Source organism: Granulicella paludicola (assembly GCF_025685545.1).
In the GTDB taxonomy this organism is placed as follows: domain Bacteria; phylum Acidobacteriota; class Terriglobia; order Terriglobales; family Acidobacteriaceae; genus Granulicella; species Granulicella paludicola.
Map to the genome: position 1 here is coordinate 41,108 of NZ_JAGSYC010000013.1, position 18,012 is coordinate 59,119.

The following is an 18,012-nucleotide window of genomic DNA, read 5'->3' on the forward strand; positions in this document are numbered from 1 at the left end:
ACAATCCAACAGGGCTGGCTGACTGCCTATACGCGCAAACAATGACGCGCCGATTAGATTTGGGATTCAGAACCTGGGACTCGTACAGAGTCAGGGAACAACGAGCCACCTAGACCTTCGAGGTGGAGCAGATGTTCCTTTGCGCCCAAACCACCCGCGAAACCAGTCAATTTGCCAGAAGCACCGATGACGCGGTGGCACGGAACCAAGATAGCGATGGGATTGCGACCATTTGCAGCTCCGACTGCACGCGTGGCGTTTGAGTTACCTAGTTGCGCGGCGAGTTGTCCGTACGTTCGTGTCTCCCCAAAAGGAATCGCGAGCAACGACTTCCACACCTCTTTTTGGAAGGAGGTTCCGCGCATGTCCAGAGGTATCGTGAAGAGATTTCTCTTTCCAGAGAAGTACTGCCGCAGCTGGTCTTCTGCTTGCCGAAGGATTGGGTGTTCCGGATTCTCAATCAGTTCAGGCAAGACGACTCGCCGCGGTCGCTCTTTCTCCCACAGAACTGCCACCAGTCCCTCTTCACTCGCAACGAGTCTCAAATTGCCAATGGGAGTGGATATCCACTTGTAGGAAAGGCCCTGCTTCATGTTTTGTTTCCCCCGGCATTAGGCCATGTTTCATGATCCCGATCTTTATTAGAGACATCGAACCTACCGGTATGTGCCGAAGCGCGCATTCCGACGTGTCGGTCTCAGCGGCTCTTCTTCAGCATTACCTCGAGACGATCAAGCCCGAGGTACAAGGGATCAAAAGGGCCCTCGGGGATTGAAGCATCTTGAACTTCTTTTCTCACAACTACAGAGTTCCCGGAAGTTGATTCAATGAAACGGGCTAGTTCGTCGAAGCCAGAACGAACAGAGTCTTCATGAGCAACTGCTGAAGTTGCTGCAACAATCTTGCTATTCATGGTCTTCTCCCGGATGAATCGGATTGTGACGCCAGATAGTTGATGTCGGAGTGATCACGCTGGAAGTGTCAATAAACACTCATTTGCTGCCAAAGGTGGATGTGCATCCAGCTGGGTGGATCTATCGAGAGAACGGTTGAGTTATGCTTCTTCAGCGTGATATCGCTGAATGATTGTCACTTTATAAAGACTTGAGTGTTGCTATGCGTCAAGCTCATCAAATCAACGCGAGACACAACCATCTCGTTCTTTTTGCCGCGATTCTCGGCTCAGGAATGGTGTTCCTTGATGGAACAGTCGTCAATCTTGCGATACCGTCCCTGCAAAGCGCTTTCAGGTCCAACTTCTCTGCGGTGCAGTGGGTGATCGAAGCCTATACGCTCACACTGGCATCTCTCCTTCTGACTGGTGGCGCTCTTGGAGATCGATACGGACGACGCAGAACGTACGTTTTCGGCGCTGCTCTTTTTGCACTGTCATCCATCGCTTGTGGATTATCAGTCAACAGTGTCGAGCTGATAGGGGCTCGGGCAATTCAAGGGGTTGGGGGTGCACTTCTTGTGCCCGGCAGTCTCGCGCTGATTACATCAGCATATCCCGAGGACGTTCGTGGCCGAGCCATTGGAACTTGGTCTGCTTTCTCGGCGATTACGACAGCAGTGGGACCCGTTGCTGGTGGTTGGCTCATCCAACATGTGAGTTGGCGCTGGATCTTTTTCTTGAACGCCCCCATCGCGGTTGCTGTTTGGCTTCTCTGCCTCGCCATGGGAGAGAGTCATGATGATGCGGGTCCCAGAGCGATGAACTGGCGTGGAGCAGCCCTCACAATCATCAGTATGGGCAGTCTGACGTATGCGCTGATTGAGTGGCCCGTAGATGCACGTCACAGGTTGCTCGTGAGCCTGGCGGTCGTGGGAATTGCTGCTTTGGCGGGGTTACTCACCCTTGAGAGGAAGACCGTGGATCCCCTCATTCCCGCGGAGGTCTTGCATTCACGCAATTTCTCAGGGGCCAACGCCCTCACGTTCCTTGTATATGGTCCCTTGAGTGCAATGTTGTTCTTCATTCCCTTAGATTTGATTCAGGCTCAGCACTATTCGGCGATAGTTGCAGGGGCCGCATTCTCTCCATTTGTAGTGATCATGATGATTTTCTCCCGCTCGGCGGGGAAGCTAGTTGAGCGATACGGAGCGCGCCTGCCGCTGACACTGGGCTCGCTGATTGTGGCCCTTGGTTACATTTTGTTCTCTATGCTCCCACAAGACGGACGCTACTGGACGTCCTTTTTTCCTGCTGTTCTTGTGACTTCGATAGGGATGACTCTCGTTGTTTCTCCCCTCACCACAACGATCATGAATTCAGCTCCACGGGAGCATGCCGGCATTGCGTCTGGCATCAACAACGCCGTTTCCAGACTCGCTTCTTTACTCGCTGTGGCTTTCTTCAGCGCTCTGTTGCTCGCTGTTTTTGTTCGCCGTCTTGATCAGCAGCTAGCGCTCTTGCCTATACCGCCTGGCGAGGCTGCGGAGGTTCTGGCAAGTCGCTTTCAGCTTGCGGCTATCAAGTCAACAGACCCTCTCGTACAGCGGGCAGTTCTTGCCTCGTTTATCCACGCCTACAAGCTCGTGCTTTGGTGGATGGCGGCTTCGTTGGCCGGGGCAGCAGTCATTGGATATCTTTTTATCGATGGGCAGGAGCGGGAGGCCTAATCAAGACCTCGACGAACATCGCATGATGATTTGTTAAAAGACCCGTCTCGGAGTCGGCGGCTCTCACCATTAGTCTTTTCCGATTTCATTGCCCCCTCCCAGTGCTGTCCGTCTCGGCTTCTCGGAGAGATGCCGAGACGGCATATAAGCACAATCGTGGTCGCCATCGAGTGGCCCGCTAGGCCAAGACCCGGTCTACTGTTTGATCGATTGTGCTCTTCGGCACATAACCTACGATCTGTTCAGCAATCTGGCCGTCTTTGAAGATGAGTAGTGCAGGAATACCTCTGATCCCGTATTGAGCCGGTGTGAGATTGTTTTGATCGACATTCATCTTCAAGACTTTCAGTTTTCCTTCATAAGTGGCGGCAACCTCCTCGACGATCGGGGCTACCGCGCGACATGGGCCACACCACGATGCCCAGAAATCTACCAGCACCGGCTCTTGCGATGCCAAGACCTCACTGGCGAAGGTGGCATCACTGACTTCCGCGATGCTTACCATTTTTTATTCCTCTCGTTAGGGTTCGATAACAACTCACGTTTTGCCGTCGCGAATCAGACACCGACACATCTCACAGCTACGTCTTCATCCCCAACCGCTCTGTCTTGTCTGCACGATCTGGCATCGAGAACAGTAGAGTTCAACAAACGCAGGGTTCTAGATGAGTTGACTTCTAGAGTTGAATTGACAGAAAAGAGGCGAATTCAGCCAGGAGCGTAACTCAAGAAAGCGGCTTAAATGCCAGAAAACAATCATTTTCTGCCACGTTATGATGGACCGCATGGCTCCTCGCGCTCGCGTAATCGCATTCCTCGTGGCTCCTCCATTCGAGTTGCTCAATCTCACCGGGCCAATGTCAGTCTTCTCGAAAGCAAAGTTGAATGGGAAAGAGTATTACACGATCAAACTTCTATCCACTGTGCGTTCTTCGATGGCTTACAGCACATCCGGAATCTCCCTAAGTCCGGTTACATATTTCGCAGACCACAGCGGTCCGATTGACACCCTGATTGCGGTCGGTGGCGAAGGCTCAATGGCGACTCCCGCTCCTGAGGTTTTGCCGTGGATACGAAACAGATTCAATCATGTCAATCGCATTGCGTCGGTTTGCACCGGAGCTTTTCTCTTGGCGGAAGCCGGAGTATTGAATGGAAGGCGAGTTACGACGCATTGGCAACACGTTGACGAATTGATAGCGCGTCACAAGCATCTGAGAGTCGATCGAAATCCGATTTACATTCGCGATGGCAAGGTCTACACGACAGCCGGCACAAGTGCAGGAATCGATCTGGCTCTCGCACTGCTAGAAGAAGATCTGGGCCATGCCATTGCAGCTTGTGTTGCTCGCGAGATGGTCCTATTCCTGCGTCGTCCCGGGAACCAGGCTCAGTACAGTTCTCTCCTGGCACAGCAGGCAGATGTGAGCGGAACTCCAATGCGCGAACTTCCTTCCTGGGTGACTTCGCGATTAGAAAAAAAACTGGATGTTCATGAACTAGCCAAGGTGGTCTCGATGACACCCCGAACGTTTGCTCGGCAATTCGAGCTTCATTTCAGAACAACGCCTGCACGATGGGTGCAATCCGTTCGGGTCGAGGCCGCCCGCCAACATTTGGAGACGGGGGAAATTGCTTTAAAGAGCATCGCGCGACTCACAGGGTTTCGCGACGAACAGGCACTGAGGCGGGCGTTTCTGCAGCAGCTATCGCTGACACCCAAAGAGTACCGCGAACGATTCAGCGCTTCCATCTCTGCAACTGGCTCAGTCAAGGTTTAGAGGTGAGCTAGCGATAGATCTCCCAAGTCCGCAAAACATGCTCAAAGCGCTGCATATCGACACGCGTTCCCATAAACTCGACACCCTCAAGCTTCAGTCGTTTTCGCTGTTCGCGTGCTCCATCGCCCGGAAGTTTGATCTGTCCTCCAGCACCCACAACCCGATGCCAAGGAAGATGGTCGACCGGCACGGTCCGTAAGAGCCGAGCGACGGCGCGGTGGTAGCGAGGATAACCGGCCGCGGCTGCTACCGCCCCGTACGTGCTGACCTTCCCTGATGGAATCGCGAGGATCATTCTTTGGAACGCTAAATCGCGAGGCTCGTTGGTTTGGATTGCATCGCGCCGCAGCTTCTTCTTTCCCTGTTCAAAGGCAAGCTGGTCGAAGACAATTGCTCGTCGACCGCGGGTTTTAGCTAAAGAGTTGTTATTCGCCACACCCAATGATGCACGATTTTTGGGGGCCACGTTTCTGACAAAGAACAGGCATTCCATGCCAGATGGTTTCGTTTGGAGTTTTCTTGCAATGTCTCGCGTTCCTTCGGTCCGAGGAACCGCCCTATGTTCAAAGGTCCTTTCTAGGACTGTGCTTTACCACCAGAAAAGCGCCTCGATAACCCGTAATTCAATCCGATTGGTTCGGGAGTCGCGGTTGGAGGACTCACGTGGAACCGAGCTCCTCGTGGAAGGAGGAACTGTCCCACCGAGCAGCGACTGCTGTGACCGGATCACGCTGAGTGTCGGCGGTGGTGGTTTGGCATTTGAACGCGGCCTTCAGGGCGCTGCCTTCGCCACCAACGCATTGCCAAGATGGAAGTTTCGGGCATGGCAGTTTCCACATCATCTAGATTCCAAGCGGGCATATAGCCTCATCAAAAACCTTTTGATAAGACTCTGCCGTGGAATGTGCACGGAATCGCTGATTTGGCAGAAAGAAGCATCTGACGGCGAAATCTGCCAATTATGAGATACTTTCTACATGCCGGGACGCCAACATCCCGTGATCGCCTTCCTCGTCGCATCTCCGTTCGAGATCCTCGATCTGACAGGTCCTTCGTCCGTTTTCGAGCGTGCCACAGTAGACGGAGAGCGTTTTTACTCGATCCAGATACTCTCCACCGGCGAGACCGGTACAGTCGAAACCGCAGGCGGGATGTCCATCGCCAATGCTGCCAGATACTCCGATTATGTTGGGCCGATTGATACCCTAATTGCGATCGGAGGTGATGGAGCGGTTGCACCCCAATCACCTCAACTATATCAATGGCTGCGCGAACGTGCCCCGTATATTCGGCGAGTCACATCTATATGCACCGGAGCATTTATCCTCGCTGGTGCAGGCCTGCTTGATGGTCATCGTGTCGCTACACATTGGCTTTGGTGCGATCTTCTGCAGACCCGCTACAAGCATTTGAAGGTGGAACGCGATCCGATCTTCATCAAAGAGGGCAAGTTTTACACCACCGCTGGTGTAACCGCTGGCATCGATCTCTCTCTGGCCCTCGTAGAGGAAGACTTGGGCCACGCCTTGGCGGCGTCCATCGCGCGCATTCTGGTTTTGTTCTTGAGGCGTCCAGGCGGTCAGTCCCAATACAGCACCTTGCTCGCACAACAAGAGGACATCGATAACGCGAGAATGCGTGATCTGCCGGCCTGGGCCAAAGCGCATCTCCATCAGAAGCTGGACGTTGCTCAGCTTGCGAAGGCTGCCGCTATGGGCTTGCGGACGTTCATGCGGCAATTCAAAGCGCAGTTTGGCATGACGCCGGCACGTTGGGTTCAATCGATTCGAGTTGAGACTGCAATGCAGCATCTCGAAGATCGGACGCTCTCGATTGGTAAGGTTGCGCGACTGACCGGCTTTCGTGACGAGCAGGCATTGCGTCGAGCCTTCGTTCAGCAAATTGGTGTGACCCCCAAAGAGTATCGGGAACGCTTTGGAGAATTGGATCGCAGTCATGATGCGCGACCGGATTCAAGTGGCAAGTTCGAGACGGACGTCCCGAGCAGGATAGTTACATCGAGTCTCACAAATAAACAACCCGTCGTCGCGGAAGCGTGAAGGCAAGCTAAAGCTTTCCATGCAGAGGGTCAGCGCGAAGCGACAGCCATCAACGTAAAACGATCACCGTGTCGGGTGAACCGTACCCCAAGAAATATGTCTGCGGCAAACGCTAGTAATCACGTGGATGGACCGTGCGCTTTGCACGAAGTCTCAACGCCCATCCTCGTAATCGAGGAGCGTAGTGCCTCTGTGTAGGCCGAGCCTATCAGACGACTGCCAACTCAACGATCCCTAATCAGAATTTGCTTGCCTAACGTCCAAGCTTCGGCATTGTTGAAGAATTAGCTTTGATTGATAGTTCCTCGTAGAAAAGGTCCTCGGCGTTTGCGAATGAGAGCGGTACAGACTATGGTCTGTACCGCTCTCTGCGTAAAGACCTATCGACACGTAGGAAATAGGGTTGCGCTGTCCTCGTGGTCACGCTCGAGTGGCCGATACCATCAGACAATTTCCCTTCCATCTATTTGCCTGGATGATGTCATGAGAGGCAGTCATGCTAGATAGGTTTGACCCAACGAGATCACGGAATCGGTCCTTACTTGAAGCTGCAGAATCGGAGCTTGAACGACAATACTCCTTTTGTCAACGCGAGGAAGCTACCCAAATTCGTGAAGGTGAAGATGCTCATCTGACCGGCACGACACGGTCTCTTGAACGTCGCTTGCTGGGGTTGAATGTAACGGCGCTTGGGGCTTTCCCGGACATTGACATTGGTCTGTAAGCAAGAGCTTGCACAGGAATAGCAGGCATGGATTGCCTAAAGAAGCTACTTCAGGGAGGGACATACTATGCGACAGGAAACGGACCAGCTGGTTGTAGATGCGCGCGAGGGCGATGCAGATGCGTTTGCCGAACTGATGTCGCGCCACTCCGGAACGATGCGGCGTACGGCTTTCGCCATCATGAAAAACTTTGATGACGCAGACGATATCGTTCAAGAAGTATCTCTCAAGGTATTTTGCAAACTTCACACATTCCAGGCCCAATCGGCGTTCTCTACCTGGCTAACGCGAATAGTGATCAACACGAGCCTGATGCATTTGCGCAAGTCACGGCGTTCGAAGCTTTCGTCCCTCGACGAATTCATGGATGGGGAAGACTCGCGCCCGCGCGAAGTTTCAGATCCCACTCCCGGTCCAGAGCAGCAGTACATATCCCGAGAAGCTCAGCAGCGTCTGCATGAAGGTATGGGTAAACTGCCTTCGTCGTTGCGAAGTGCCTTGACGGACAAGGTGTATGGAGAGCTATCGATGGACGAGATCGCTCAACGGAACGGTGTGAGTGTCGCAGCCGCCAAGTCGAGGACCTTACGTGCCCGCGTCATGCTCATTGAGAAACTGAGAACACCGAACCGCGCCCTTACGCGTTCAGCAGTAAGGTGAGCTGGCGCGTGAGATAGCCGATTTGTGGCTAAAACTTCTGTTTGTTATTGCTTGTAAGCCTGAAGATTCCGGCGAATTGGACGCCAAATACATCGTCGAATCAGCTCTTAGGGGCAGCAAATACCGTGGGAATGATGTCGGGCTTGCGCAGTGCTCAGATAGACGAGTTCCATCCAAAGAACGAGAGCAAACGCGCAACAGGACCGGGCCGCTCCTGTCTGAACGCAATATCCCCAGGGATCACAAGACTCACCTCAGTTCCACCCTTGCGTGAGGTAGAGATTGAAATACTCCCTCCGATTCGCGTTGCTCGTTCCTTCATGCCCTGTAGACCGAAGTGTCCATGTTTGCCTTGTGCCAAGACCTCTTCCGAGATCCCAACCCCGTTATCGCGCACCACGACGCGCAGAGTCGCACCGTAACGGAGTTCAAGGGACACGTTTGTCGCTTCCGCATGCCTGCAGGTATTGGAGATCGCCTCTCGGACGACCGAGTAGATCTCATCTCTGACGACGGAGTGAAGTTTACGCGGATCACCCAATACGGTGAAGCCCGCAGAAATGTTATGTCCCTCACAAGCTTCTGTGAGCTGCTTATGAAGGCTTTCCGCAAGCTCGCTATGATCCATGGTCGTAGCACGCAACGCAAAAACAGCGGATCGTCCTTCTGTAGTGGCACGGCCGAGCCAAGACGACAAATGCTCTAACGCCGTGCGCATTCGAGCTTCGTTGGTGCCGGGCATCAGGGCTTTATCTGCGATCATCTTGCTACTTTGGACGGTTTGCAAGACCGTATCATGCAAATCGCGGGCCACGCGCGTGCGCTCATTCAGACGTTCGTCGAAACCAGCCTTCATCGCGGCAGCGACATAATTGACCCGCACACGATAGGCAACCCAAACAATCAAAAACGCCGCGGCGATCATGATCGTCTTGAACCAAGCTGTCTGGAACCAGGCCGGCTTGACATCGAAATCCAAGGTGTCGCCGACGGTATTCCAGACTCCATCGTTATTCGAAGCGATCACGTGGAAGCGATAGTGACCGGGTTTCAAATCGTTATAGAACGCTACGCGGCGGGTACCGGGATCTTGCCAAGTGGACTGACGCCCATCGAGCCTGTACCTGAAGGTTACCTTCTGTGGAACACTCAGACTTAATGCGGTATAGCGGAGCTCGAGATCGCTAACACGCGGACCAATCACAAGTTTCGCAGTCGGTTGGAACTCTTGATGATTTGCAACCAGAGCCTCAACGTGAACAGGCGGCGGCAGAACGTTGTAATCTAAGCGGTCTGGATCAATAACCTCGATACCGTTCTCATTTCCAATCCAAATGCGACCGTCAGGGGCGAGTGCCATCTGAGGAAAAAACAGCGACCGAGAAAGCCTCGCTCCATCGAAGGTGTCGATGAGCCGATAAGCTATCTTGTCGTCTTTCCCGGACCACCATTTGTTTATCGCGTCACGGTCAACCTCGACTAGACCACAAGAGGTCCGCATCCATAAAGATTCCTCTTGTGAGAGGACGAGGCCGCTAACGTCTTGGCAAGGTAGACCACTTCCCGGAGCCAATAAACGGACCGTATGATTCTTGACGACCCAAACCCCCGAGTAGCTGCTGCGAAACACAGTGCCGTCTGCGGAAACGAGAAGATCGTCTTGCGCGGAAAACTTCTCAGGCCCCTGAAATCCGGGTGTCCCGTTGAAGGGAATCCACTCGATTTTCCCATTCGCGTAATGAACTACTGACGTTGTCCCGGTGATCCAAACGCCATCCTGGTGATCTGAGGCGACTCGAAGAAGCAATCGTTTGTCGCTTAGAGACTCGACCACTTTGTCGTCCTGAATATGGATGAGTTGCCGAGGTAAGGATTTATCGAAAACGACAGCCCAAACGCTGCCGTCCTGAGCCAAGGCAAGACTGAACACCTGACCGGTGGGTTGTCCGTTGGGACGCTTCACGACTCTGAGCCGATTATGGTCGAGAATAACCAGCTCGTTGCCTACGCCCATCCAGTAACGGCCTACCTGGTCTTCTAACATCCCCTGAATATTTCCTTTGGGCATTCCAGCGGCAAGGGGTAGAGACGAAAGCTTACCGTCGCGAAGGACACTAACGGCATCGTCAATACCAACGAGAACACTACCCTCACGGGTTGCGAGTATCGACCGAACGTAGCTGGCAGGCAGTCCTTGATCGGCAGACCATGAGATTGCTTTATGGTCTCGGAAGCAATCGAGACCACCATCGGTAGCCACCCAAACATTACCTTCTCGATCTTCGAAGACGTTCCTAACAGAATTTCCCGACAGCCCCATGTTTCGGCTGATGTGGGACACTGTTCCCTCACTCACCTTATAGAGCCCGTCACTGCGTGTACCGATCCAAAAAGTACCCTTGCGATCGCCATAGAGTGCTTGGACCTTGAGCCTTGCACCATCCAAACCGGGCAATGAAAAGGGAGCTTGCTCGTTCTGGACTAAGAGCTCTAGGCCTAAAGTCGAACCTGCCGTGTCAAAGCCGACGGCGAGAGAGCCGTCTGCCCGATGCTCCAAGGCAGATACCCCCGTCGATCCTAAAGGCAACCCAGCAAAGATGTGCGATGAGATCAGTCCCTTCGCTGGACTCCAATTGATCACCGTGCCATCCGTACCCAAGGTGAGACTCCCGTCCGAATTGGCTATTAGTCTCTGTCCAATCACAAGAGGGATGCCGTCTGACCGTCCAAAACATTTCGTTTGCTTCCCATACACCTCACAGAGAGAGGTATCGGCCCGGCGCGACACGGTAAACCAGATCTTTTGGTCGCGGTCTTCGACGATCTGATTTACGTAAAGTGCTTTCTGGGATGAGACGACTTTGAGGGTCCCATCTTTCCAAGACGCCAGGTTTGTTGGAGTGCCGATCCACAGTGTGCCGTCGTGAGCCGTGTAAAGCGCGTTTATCTGATGGCCCGCAATAGCCTCCCAGCCTGGCGGTGTCCATTGTTGAAAGTGGACGCCATCAAAACGGACCAACCCGGTTTCAGTTCCGATCCATAGATAACCGTCACCTCCCTGAGCAAGCGCGAGCGGCGCGGAATTGAGAAGACCGTCTTCGAGCCGCCAGGTGGTATGGCCATACTGCGAGATTGGAGTTCGCGGATCGACGGCAAGCGCAGATCTGGTATTCGCCAGTAAAGAGAGGAAGGCGAGAATAAAAATGCGTTGTCGGCTTAGTTGTTTCACCCACGAGCTGTGCAGGTTAGCGTTCATGGCGGGAAGCTTTCAGTCTAGCTGGTGTGCTCAATCTTATGGGAACCGACCTAGTTCAAATACTCGGCGGATGCGTGGTCCGTGAGTTGATTGGCAGCCTGCTTGGGCGGGAAACGCTCAGGCTGCATGTGGAACGGATCCTATCCTGATGGGTAGCTGAAGTTTCAGACCCATCCGAATGAGAGCCGCCAGTGAATCCGCGCTCATCTTCCTCATGACGTTAGCCCGATGTACTTTCACGGTAATCTCGCTGATTCCAAGCTCTACTCCGATCTTCCAGTTTGCAATTCCCGCCGCAACGAGAGGGAATATGACCTTTTCTCTCGGGGTGAGACGAGCGTAACGGCGACGCAGTGAATTCAGTTCTGCCTCGATCAAGCGCATTTTGCGGCAATGCTCGGCCGCAGAGCGAACTGCGGTGATTACGTATTCTTCCGGGCATGGCTTAGTGAGGAACTCGATGGCGCCGTCTTTCATAGCGCGCACGGACATCGGGATGTTCGCGACTCCAGCTACAAACATAATCGACACCGCAGGCCATTCCGCTTTGATCATCTGTTGCAGTTGCAAGCCATCCAGATCCGGCAGACAAGCTTCAAGAATCACGCAGATGACGCGGTCTTGGTCGGGGTGCTTCAAGAACTCCTTTGCAGAGCCGAAGACCCTCACGCAGAAGCCTTCCGAGCGGAGAGCTTCTCTTAGAGACTCTCGAGTTGAGACATCACTGTCAACGATGACAACGTTTGCTGCCGGATTTGACATGGTTTCCACACCAACATTCCGAACTTCTCGCTCAACTCGCATATCAAAAGCTTCGTTGATAGGCTCGGTGCGTGAAACCCCAAAAAGGGGAGCAAAGCACCTATGAAAATTCGGAGGCGTTGAACGAAGGGGACTTTACGGGGCCGGTTCGGACGAGGGGCATAATCTGCCGTAGTTCATTTAGAATCTGCCAGGAGCCCTTGTTTTGACCCAATCTGAGCCAATTCGAATTCTGAGCGTCGAGGACCATCCGGTCTTTTGGGAGGGATTGCGTTTTATCGTGGATTCAGAACCAGATATGAAGGTGGTAGCCCACGCACGCAGTTTGGAGGAAGCGCGTTCAGAATTTCAAGCTCATCGTCCCGACGTAACTCTTATGGACATTCGGTTAGGAGAGGATGACGGAGTGGCGGCTGTCTCCGCCATCCTGAAAGAATTCCCTCGAGCGCGCGTGATGATGCTTACGACGTTCGAAAGCGACGCACAACGAGCACTGAAAGCCGGAGCAGTCGCATATGTCTTGAAAAGCACACCCCAAACGGAGCTCCTCGCCGCGATTCGAAAGGTGCATGCTGGGAGAAAATACGTTTCCCCTGAGGTCGCCGCTCTTCTCGCCGAGAGCGTAACAGATGAAGATCTCACCGCTCGGGAATTAGAGGTGTTAAGCCTGGTTCAGCATGGCTTAAGAACGAAGCATATTGCTGACCGACTTGGAATCGGTGAGGCAACGGTGAACTTTCATCTCAAGAACCTGACAGGAAAACTGCAGGCCAATGATCGCGCTCACGCCGTGACGATCGCGTTGAAGCGCGGTCTGTTGCGTCTTTAGTCGAAGGCACTCGGTAGAGTTGGGTCATTTGTAGCCTGCAAATCCAAGACTGAGATTGCTCGGAACGAAATACCTATCAAAACTAGGGGGCAATTCGCCCCGTTTTATCGTGTTCTAAGCGGTCACCCTAATGAGAAAGAATCCACTCAGGGCTTGGCTCTGCGGAGGAGATACTCTCATGCCGTACGAAACACACGTTCAACCTCGCGTCATCGCTTTTCTCATTTCCCAACCGCTCGATCTTCTGAATTTGACTTGTCTTTCCTCCGTATTTTCAACTGCCAACGTAAACCGCCGAGCCTACACGACGAAGATTTTGTCACTGAAATCGGAACGACAGATCCGAGGCGTCGACGAAGCGGTGATCATCAACAGCACCCCAATCTGCGAATTCGTGGGCCCTATCGATACGCTGATTGCGTTAGGCGGTTCTTCAAACACGGAACTTTCTGAGCCCACAATTAGCTGGATTCGAAACAGAGTGACGATGAGTCGCCGAGTCGCGGTTGTGGGTTCTGCAAGCTTCGTCCTTGCTTCAGCGGGCGCGTTGGACGGAAAGCGCGTGACCACACATTGGCGCTACGCCGAAAAGCTGGCAAAGCGCCATCCGAGCGTCAAAGTTGAGAAAGACCCGATCTTCGTGAAAGACGGAAACCTTTATTCGACAGCAGGGCATATGGCGGGTGTCGACATGGCACTCTCGCTAATTGAAGATGACCTCGGGCATGCAGAGGCCATTTCAATCGCGAAAGATCTGATCTTGTACATGAGGCGATCAGGGACCGAGGCTCAATGCAGCACGATCCTAGCTCAACAAGAACACGTAGGAGGAACGCGCATGCGTGATCTGCCAGCCTGGGCAAAAGCACACATTGCGCAGAGGCTTGACGTCAGCACGCTTGCCAGAGCGGCTGCTATGGCGCCACGCACTTTTGCGCGACAGTTCGAATTGCATTTCCAGACGACGCCGGCACGCTGGGTACAATCTCTCCGGGTCGAAGCAGCTCGCGCACATCTTGAAACGCGAGGGACCCCGTTGAAAGCAATTGCAGGTCTCACCGGATTCCGTGATGAACAAGCGCTTCGCCGTGCATTTGCGCAATGTCTTGATCTCACTCCGAGGGAGTACCGGGAGCGTTTCGGCTACTTTGCAGGCGGCGAAAGGCCTGATCAGCTAACGCCGAATGATGGAGTTCCTTGCGCCCATAACGGAGAAGCAAACCACAATCGCTTCTCACCGTTGCACTGAATCGCTTTGCCTTTCGAACCTCACTGGGGCGTACCTTCAATCGGCGCACCTGGCGCTGGGCGAACGAAGAAAGAGTGTCTTGGAAAGGGACTTTCAAGCCAGACTGGCTCCAGGATTTCGCCGTTTCGGAAATTGGACGCGAAGAGACAGCTGGATCAGTGGGGCGAGGACGGAGTCATGCACTGGCTGAGCAGTTTGGGTTCACCACCATCGTCCCGCATCAGCTTGCCTTCGAGAACATGCCGATTATGAACGGTGGCGGTGAAAACCGTTCCATCTTCGAAGTCGATACTAACCTCGGGGCCATAGGGTCCATCCTCGTGTAGCTTGAGCGAACGGACGATGCGACCGACGACTTCTTTGCATTCAATCATGGATTCACCTCCATAGGCCCGGCTCCAGCGGAGCATATCACACTCATCGTGTGTAGACTCATAGTGGTCAGGCACCGAAGCATGGATATGTGCCTGCTCAGTCCCTCAAACAGCTCTTCGGAAGGTCCATACGGACGTTACGGGAAGAGCGCGGTTATTCGCAAGAGGAATTAGCGGAGCGTGCTGGTCTTCACCGGAATTATGTCGGCGGGATAGAGCGTGGCGAGCGAAATGTGGGACTTGAAAACATCGGCAAGCTCGCCAAAGCTTTGTCGGTTCGTTCGGGTGACCTATTCAAAACCATCCCCTAAATCAATCGATTTGACAGCGTTCCTTTCCTCGGCCAGGAAGGTACCACAATGATTGTCTCTTCTCTTTCTGGAGCAAATTGCGCAGCCGCATCGGGGAACTCAAGGCCCGCGCGATCCGCCAACGCGTTCTCTAGATATGTCCCCTTTGGGCCTTCTGATGCGGGAGAGGGATCTCGTATGTGTGCAGCTCCATGCATGGCTTCGGACGTGAACCGCGTTTATCGAGCGTAAACACGCGAACGGCTCTCCTCTGGCAGCACGAAACGGTGGTTTGAGTGACGAATGGAACTCTGAAGAACAGGGGGAACGTCGTCCTGCCGCGCAGCCGGCGAGCGGGGGCCGGAGCCAAAGCGGGAACGTGGGTTGCAGGGAGAAACCGAAGCGGTGTCTTCCTGCGCGATTTTTGGGCGCACGAGAAAATAAAAGGCGGCAGGTTCGCCGCCCCTCAAAGGATGGAACGCTAGGCCACTTTCTTGGTCTTGGCAACGGGTTTGGCTTCGGGCTTGGGTTCTTTCTTCGCCTTGGCCTTGGCTGCGAACTCCTGTTTGACCTTCTGCCCGATGGCCTCGGTGTTCACCCTGTACAGGGTCGCCGCATCTTTCAGGACAGTCGTTCCGTTCTGGCGGGAAGCTGCGAGTAGGATCGTCGCTTCGACCATCAGCCGGGACAACGTGCCTTCATCGGCACGACGCATGAACGCTAGCAGCGTCTTCGTGATGCCTCCCTCGTCCCGCTTCTGACGGATGCCATGCTGACGCGCCAACGTTTCGATACGTGACTCATCCAAGACCGTGACCAGCTTCTCCAGAACGAAGAAGAGGTCACGTTTGAGCAATCGCACTGGGACGGCTGCGGCGATAGCTGAGAGCACACGAAGCCCGGTCGCGTTGGCGATGGCTTGGTCGCGCCGCTGCTTTTCCTGTTCGGCCTTCCGCTGCGCATCATCGCGGTTGCTGGTTTGCTTGGGATGATGCACTGGGCAAGTCGAGTTCGCGCATACCTTGTGGATGGTGCCGACATCGCTTCCCTCGGTGATGATAGCTTCGGTGGTGAACTTGCACTCTTTGAACTCGGGCCGCTTGGCGTCGTCCTTCGACTTCGGGCGGTCATCCCGAATGGCGGTGTACTTGTTGCGCGGCAGGACGGGGCTTCCTTCCGACTGCACGCCGTAAGCGGTGCTGATCTGCACCAGCTCCGGTTTCGCAGCGATGGTCCTCGCAACGTGCGCGTCTACCTTGGCCTGATAGCAGGTTGGGTCGGTGCACTGGTCGCCCTGCTTGCCAAGGTCATCCCCGAATAACAGCTTGTTGTGGCCTGTGCGCTTGGGGCAATCGGCGCAACTGCCAGCAGTCGGCACAAGCTGCGCGTCCCGCTTATTGAAGGGCGCATCCTTGAGGATGAGGAGGACATTGGTCGCAATCCAGAATTGGAGATTGCGGACGGGCAGGAGAAGTCGCGCTGGCTTGTCTCCGTTGGCGTAGACCTCTTTGAAGCAAGCCTTGAGTGCCTGCTCCTGCTGATCGGCCGACAGTTTCGCCAGTAGCAGCGCATGCCCTACGCCGATGCTATCGGCATAGAACGCCTCGACCGCTGCGGGTGCAAGGTCGCTTAGCTTGAGACGCTGCGCCACAAAAGCGGGAGTCTTCCCAACCTTGGCTGCGATCTGCTCGATGCTGTACTTGGGGTCTTCCAAATCCAGTAAGGCGCGGAAACCCTGCGCCTCTTCCATCGGATGGATTTCGGAGCGAATCAGGTTCTCGACTAGCTGGGCCTCCAGTGCGGCGGCGTCGGACAGGTGGACGATGCGGACGGGCACGGAGAACTGTTCCGCGATCTGTGCGGCGCGGTAACGCCGTGCCCCCGCGATGATCTCGAAGCCGTTCTCGGTGAGAGGCCGAACCAACAAAGGCGAGAGAACGCCCTGGCTGCGGATAGACTCGGCAAGTTCCTTGAGGGCGGTTTCCTCGAAGGTGCGGCGCGGGTTGGTCTTCGACTCGCTCAAGACGGCAAGCGAAACGTTGCGATACTCGGTGGCATTGATGACTTGGGTTTCCATGTTGAAATGCTCCTTTCGAGCGGTTGGGGTTTTAAGTCGCAGAGCGGCACAGGTCCGGGTTCCGCTCCAAGAGAAGCGGACTAGCCGACGATGCACTTGTCCGTGAAGGCTTCGGCGAAGCCCTGCTGACGGAGGTTGCTGTCCCACGTCTTCGCAAAGCGTTCGTGCTGCGCGTGAAGCTGTGTGTGAAAGCAGTAATTGCCTTCACGAATGAAGCGGCTCCACTGCTCAATCCCTGCGTAGTCATTTCGCCAATAGAATGAGTTCAGGTGTGCGCCTCCCGCGAAGCCAAGCTCAAAGCACATCTCGGGATCGCGCATGAGGTCGCCGTTCTGTTCGCCATAGTGAGCGACGGAAAGCGAAGGAAGTCCACACGGGCCGGACTCGTCCGTTGCCTCGATGACAAGCTCCATGTAGGGCGGGTTTTCGATCTTGAGGTAGAGGTTGGGTCGCCAACCTCCGGCCTCCTTCAAGATGGCAAGTATGGTCTTCATGCCGCCACCTCTTCCGGCTGTGCGTCGGTGGTGGGTGCGCTGTCCTCGGCCTTCATCGGCGGCTCTAGGGCGGCAAGAATGACATTGGCGGTTTGCTGGATGACTTCCAAGCTCTCGGCCAACAGCGAAGCATTGCCCTGATAAAGCTGGATGTAGTCGGCGGACGCAGTTCCGGTGATCAGACCGATGGCTTTCCCGATGACGAAAGCCACAGCCTCGGCCTCTGTCTCGCGGATGGTCTTGGTGGTTGCTGTGCGACGTTCGGCCTTGTGCATCATCTCGTGCGCGGTTTCATGTACCAGCGTGGAGAATTCCTCTGCCTTGGCCTGACCACTGAGGATAGCGATGCGTCCCCCGTAGCTCTTACCGAGTGCGCCCTGCAAGTCGTCGCGGTAGACAAGCTGGATGCCTTGTTCTTTCAGGAACGCAGCCAAACGCTCGATGTTCTCGCCTGGTTCGCCACGGACTTCGTGCATGGTCGGCAAGTCCACGCCGTTAGTCTGCGAGACATCGAAGACATACGCGTTACGGAATCCGAGCAAAACCCGCTCGTTCTGTTTGGTGATGTCTTTTTCGGCTTCCTTGTCCTTCTTGCGGCGAACGCCGACAATCGGGGCAAGAATGCGGATGCCTTTGGCTCCTGCGTTGACGCTGCGCCCCATGTTCTTCCATGTCCAAAACCCAGCCACGCGGGTGGCGGTGGGCATCTGCGAAGCACTCACACACTACCCATGTTTCTCTGACGATTCACTATCCTCATCATCCTCAGTTTGGCCAAGCGGTGACGCTGGTTCGGCGGGTTTCGTTTTCCGGTCAGCCTCGGGACCAGCTTC

The 18,012-nt window shown here is 54.6% G+C and carries 16 protein-coding genes and 1 pseudogene; 7 read left to right on the top strand and 10 right to left on the bottom strand.

What is annotated here, in order from left to right:
• Positions 1-53 precede the first annotated feature (53 nt).
• Together OHL14_RS00715 and OHL14_RS00720 are read right to left on the bottom strand one after the other, a co-directional pair.
• The gene (locus OHL14_RS00715; protein ID WP_263377384.1) at positions 54-593 is read right to left on the bottom strand and encodes a methylated-DNA--[protein]-cysteine S-methyltransferase; all 540 of its coding nucleotides are present in this window, start codon (positions 591-593) and stop codon (positions 54-56) included.
• A gap of 104 nt (positions 594-697) precedes the next feature.
• Positions 698-913 carry a hypothetical protein gene (locus OHL14_RS00720; protein ID WP_263377385.1) on the bottom strand — a complete coding sequence of 72 codons (216 nt, stop codon included), beginning with the start codon at positions 911-913 and terminating at the stop codon, positions 698-700.
• Positions 914-1,086: 173 nt separating this feature from the next.
• Between OHL14_RS00720 and OHL14_RS00725 the strand changes: the two genes are divergently transcribed.
• Complete coding sequence (locus tag OHL14_RS00725) at positions 1,087-2,622, top strand: MFS transporter (protein WP_263377386.1); 1,536 nt, start codon at positions 1,087-1,089, stop codon at positions 2,620-2,622.
• Positions 2,623-2,800: 178 nt separating this feature from the next.
• Here the strand turns inward: OHL14_RS00725 and trxA are convergent, their stop codons facing one another.
• The gene (gene trxA / locus OHL14_RS00730; RefSeq protein WP_263377387.1) at positions 2,801-3,127 is read right to left on the bottom strand and encodes a thioredoxin; all 327 of its coding nucleotides are present in this window, start codon (positions 3,125-3,127) and stop codon (positions 2,801-2,803) included.
• Between the two features lie 280 nt (positions 3,128-3,407).
• Between trxA and OHL14_RS00735 the strand changes: the two genes are divergently transcribed.
• A complete protein-coding gene (locus OHL14_RS00735) occupies positions 3,408-4,403 on the top strand; it encodes a GlxA family transcriptional regulator (RefSeq protein WP_263377388.1) in 996 nt (331 codons plus the stop codon).
• Between the two features lie 7 nt (positions 4,404-4,410).
• On the opposite strand, the gene OHL14_RS00740 is transcribed toward OHL14_RS00735, so the two are convergent.
• Positions 4,411-4,896, bottom strand: a complete 486-nt coding sequence (locus tag OHL14_RS00740) for an MGMT family protein (protein ID WP_263377389.1) — start codon at positions 4,894-4,896, stop codon at positions 4,411-4,413.
• A 484-nt stretch (positions 4,897-5,380) separates the two neighbouring features.
• Between OHL14_RS00740 and OHL14_RS00745 the strand changes: the two genes are divergently transcribed.
• Both OHL14_RS00745 and OHL14_RS00750 read left to right on the top strand, forming a co-directional pair.
• On the top strand, positions 5,381-6,463 hold the full coding sequence (locus OHL14_RS00745; RefSeq protein WP_263377390.1) for a GlxA family transcriptional regulator: 1,083 nt from the start codon (positions 5,381-5,383) through the stop codon (positions 6,461-6,463).
• Between the two features lie 791 nt (positions 6,464-7,254).
• Positions 7,255-7,848 carry an RNA polymerase sigma factor gene (locus OHL14_RS00750; protein ID WP_263377391.1) on the top strand — a complete coding sequence of 198 codons (594 nt, stop codon included), beginning with the start codon at positions 7,255-7,257 and terminating at the stop codon, positions 7,846-7,848.
• A gap of 154 nt (positions 7,849-8,002) precedes the next feature.
• Here OHL14_RS00750 and OHL14_RS00755 read toward each other — a convergent pair whose 3' ends face one another.
• Together OHL14_RS00755 and OHL14_RS00760 are read right to left on the bottom strand one after the other, a co-directional pair.
• A complete protein-coding gene (locus OHL14_RS00755; RefSeq protein WP_263377392.1) occupies positions 8,003-11,104 on the bottom strand; it encodes a sensor histidine kinase in 3,102 nt (1,033 codons plus the stop codon).
• A gap of 117 nt (positions 11,105-11,221) precedes the next feature.
• Positions 11,222-11,908: a response regulator transcription factor gene (locus OHL14_RS00760; protein WP_263377393.1), complete on the bottom strand. Its 687-nt coding sequence runs from the start codon at positions 11,906-11,908 to the stop codon at positions 11,222-11,224.
• Positions 11,909-12,071: 163 nt separating this feature from the next.
• Between OHL14_RS00760 and OHL14_RS00765 the strand changes: the two genes are divergently transcribed.
• Entirely contained in the window at positions 12,072-12,695 is a 624-nt protein-coding gene (locus tag OHL14_RS00765) for a response regulator transcription factor (RefSeq protein WP_263377394.1), read from the top strand.
• Between the two features lie 178 nt (positions 12,696-12,873).
• A complete protein-coding gene (locus tag OHL14_RS00770; RefSeq protein WP_263377395.1) occupies positions 12,874-13,944 on the top strand; it encodes a GlxA family transcriptional regulator in 1,071 nt (356 codons plus the stop codon).
• Positions 13,945-14,099: 155 nt separating this feature from the next.
• Here the strand turns inward: OHL14_RS00770 and OHL14_RS00775 are convergent, their stop codons facing one another.
• Complete coding sequence (locus tag OHL14_RS00775; protein ID WP_263377396.1) at positions 14,100-14,318, bottom strand: hypothetical protein; 219 nt, start codon at positions 14,316-14,318, stop codon at positions 14,100-14,102.
• 89 nt (positions 14,319-14,407) lie between these two features.
• Between OHL14_RS00775 and OHL14_RS00780 the strand changes: the two genes are divergently transcribed.
• Positions 14,408-14,629, top strand: coding sequence for a helix-turn-helix domain-containing protein (locus tag OHL14_RS00780; RefSeq protein WP_263377397.1), 222 nt, complete (start codon positions 14,408-14,410; stop codon positions 14,627-14,629).
• 460 nt (positions 14,630-15,089) lie between these two features.
• Here the strand turns inward: OHL14_RS00780 and OHL14_RS00785 are convergent, their stop codons facing one another.
• From OHL14_RS00785 to OHL14_RS00795, 3 genes and pseudogenes are all read right to left on the bottom strand, one after another.
• Positions 15,090-16,685 (bottom strand): ParB/RepB/Spo0J family partition protein, encoded by a 1,596-nt coding sequence (locus OHL14_RS00785; RefSeq protein ID WP_263377398.1) that lies wholly within the window; start codon positions 16,683-16,685, stop codon positions 15,090-15,092.
• Between the two features lie 80 nt (positions 16,686-16,765).
• A complete protein-coding gene (locus OHL14_RS00790) occupies positions 16,766-17,179 on the bottom strand; it encodes a DUF6908 domain-containing protein (protein ID WP_263377399.1) in 414 nt (137 codons plus the stop codon).
• A pseudogene (locus tag OHL14_RS00795) lies at positions 17,176-17,895 on the bottom strand (DUF1738 domain-containing protein); the annotation flags it as partial. The pseudogene OHL14_RS00795 and the gene OHL14_RS00790, both read right to left, overlap by 4 nt.
• Positions 17,896-18,012: the final 117 nt, after the last annotated feature.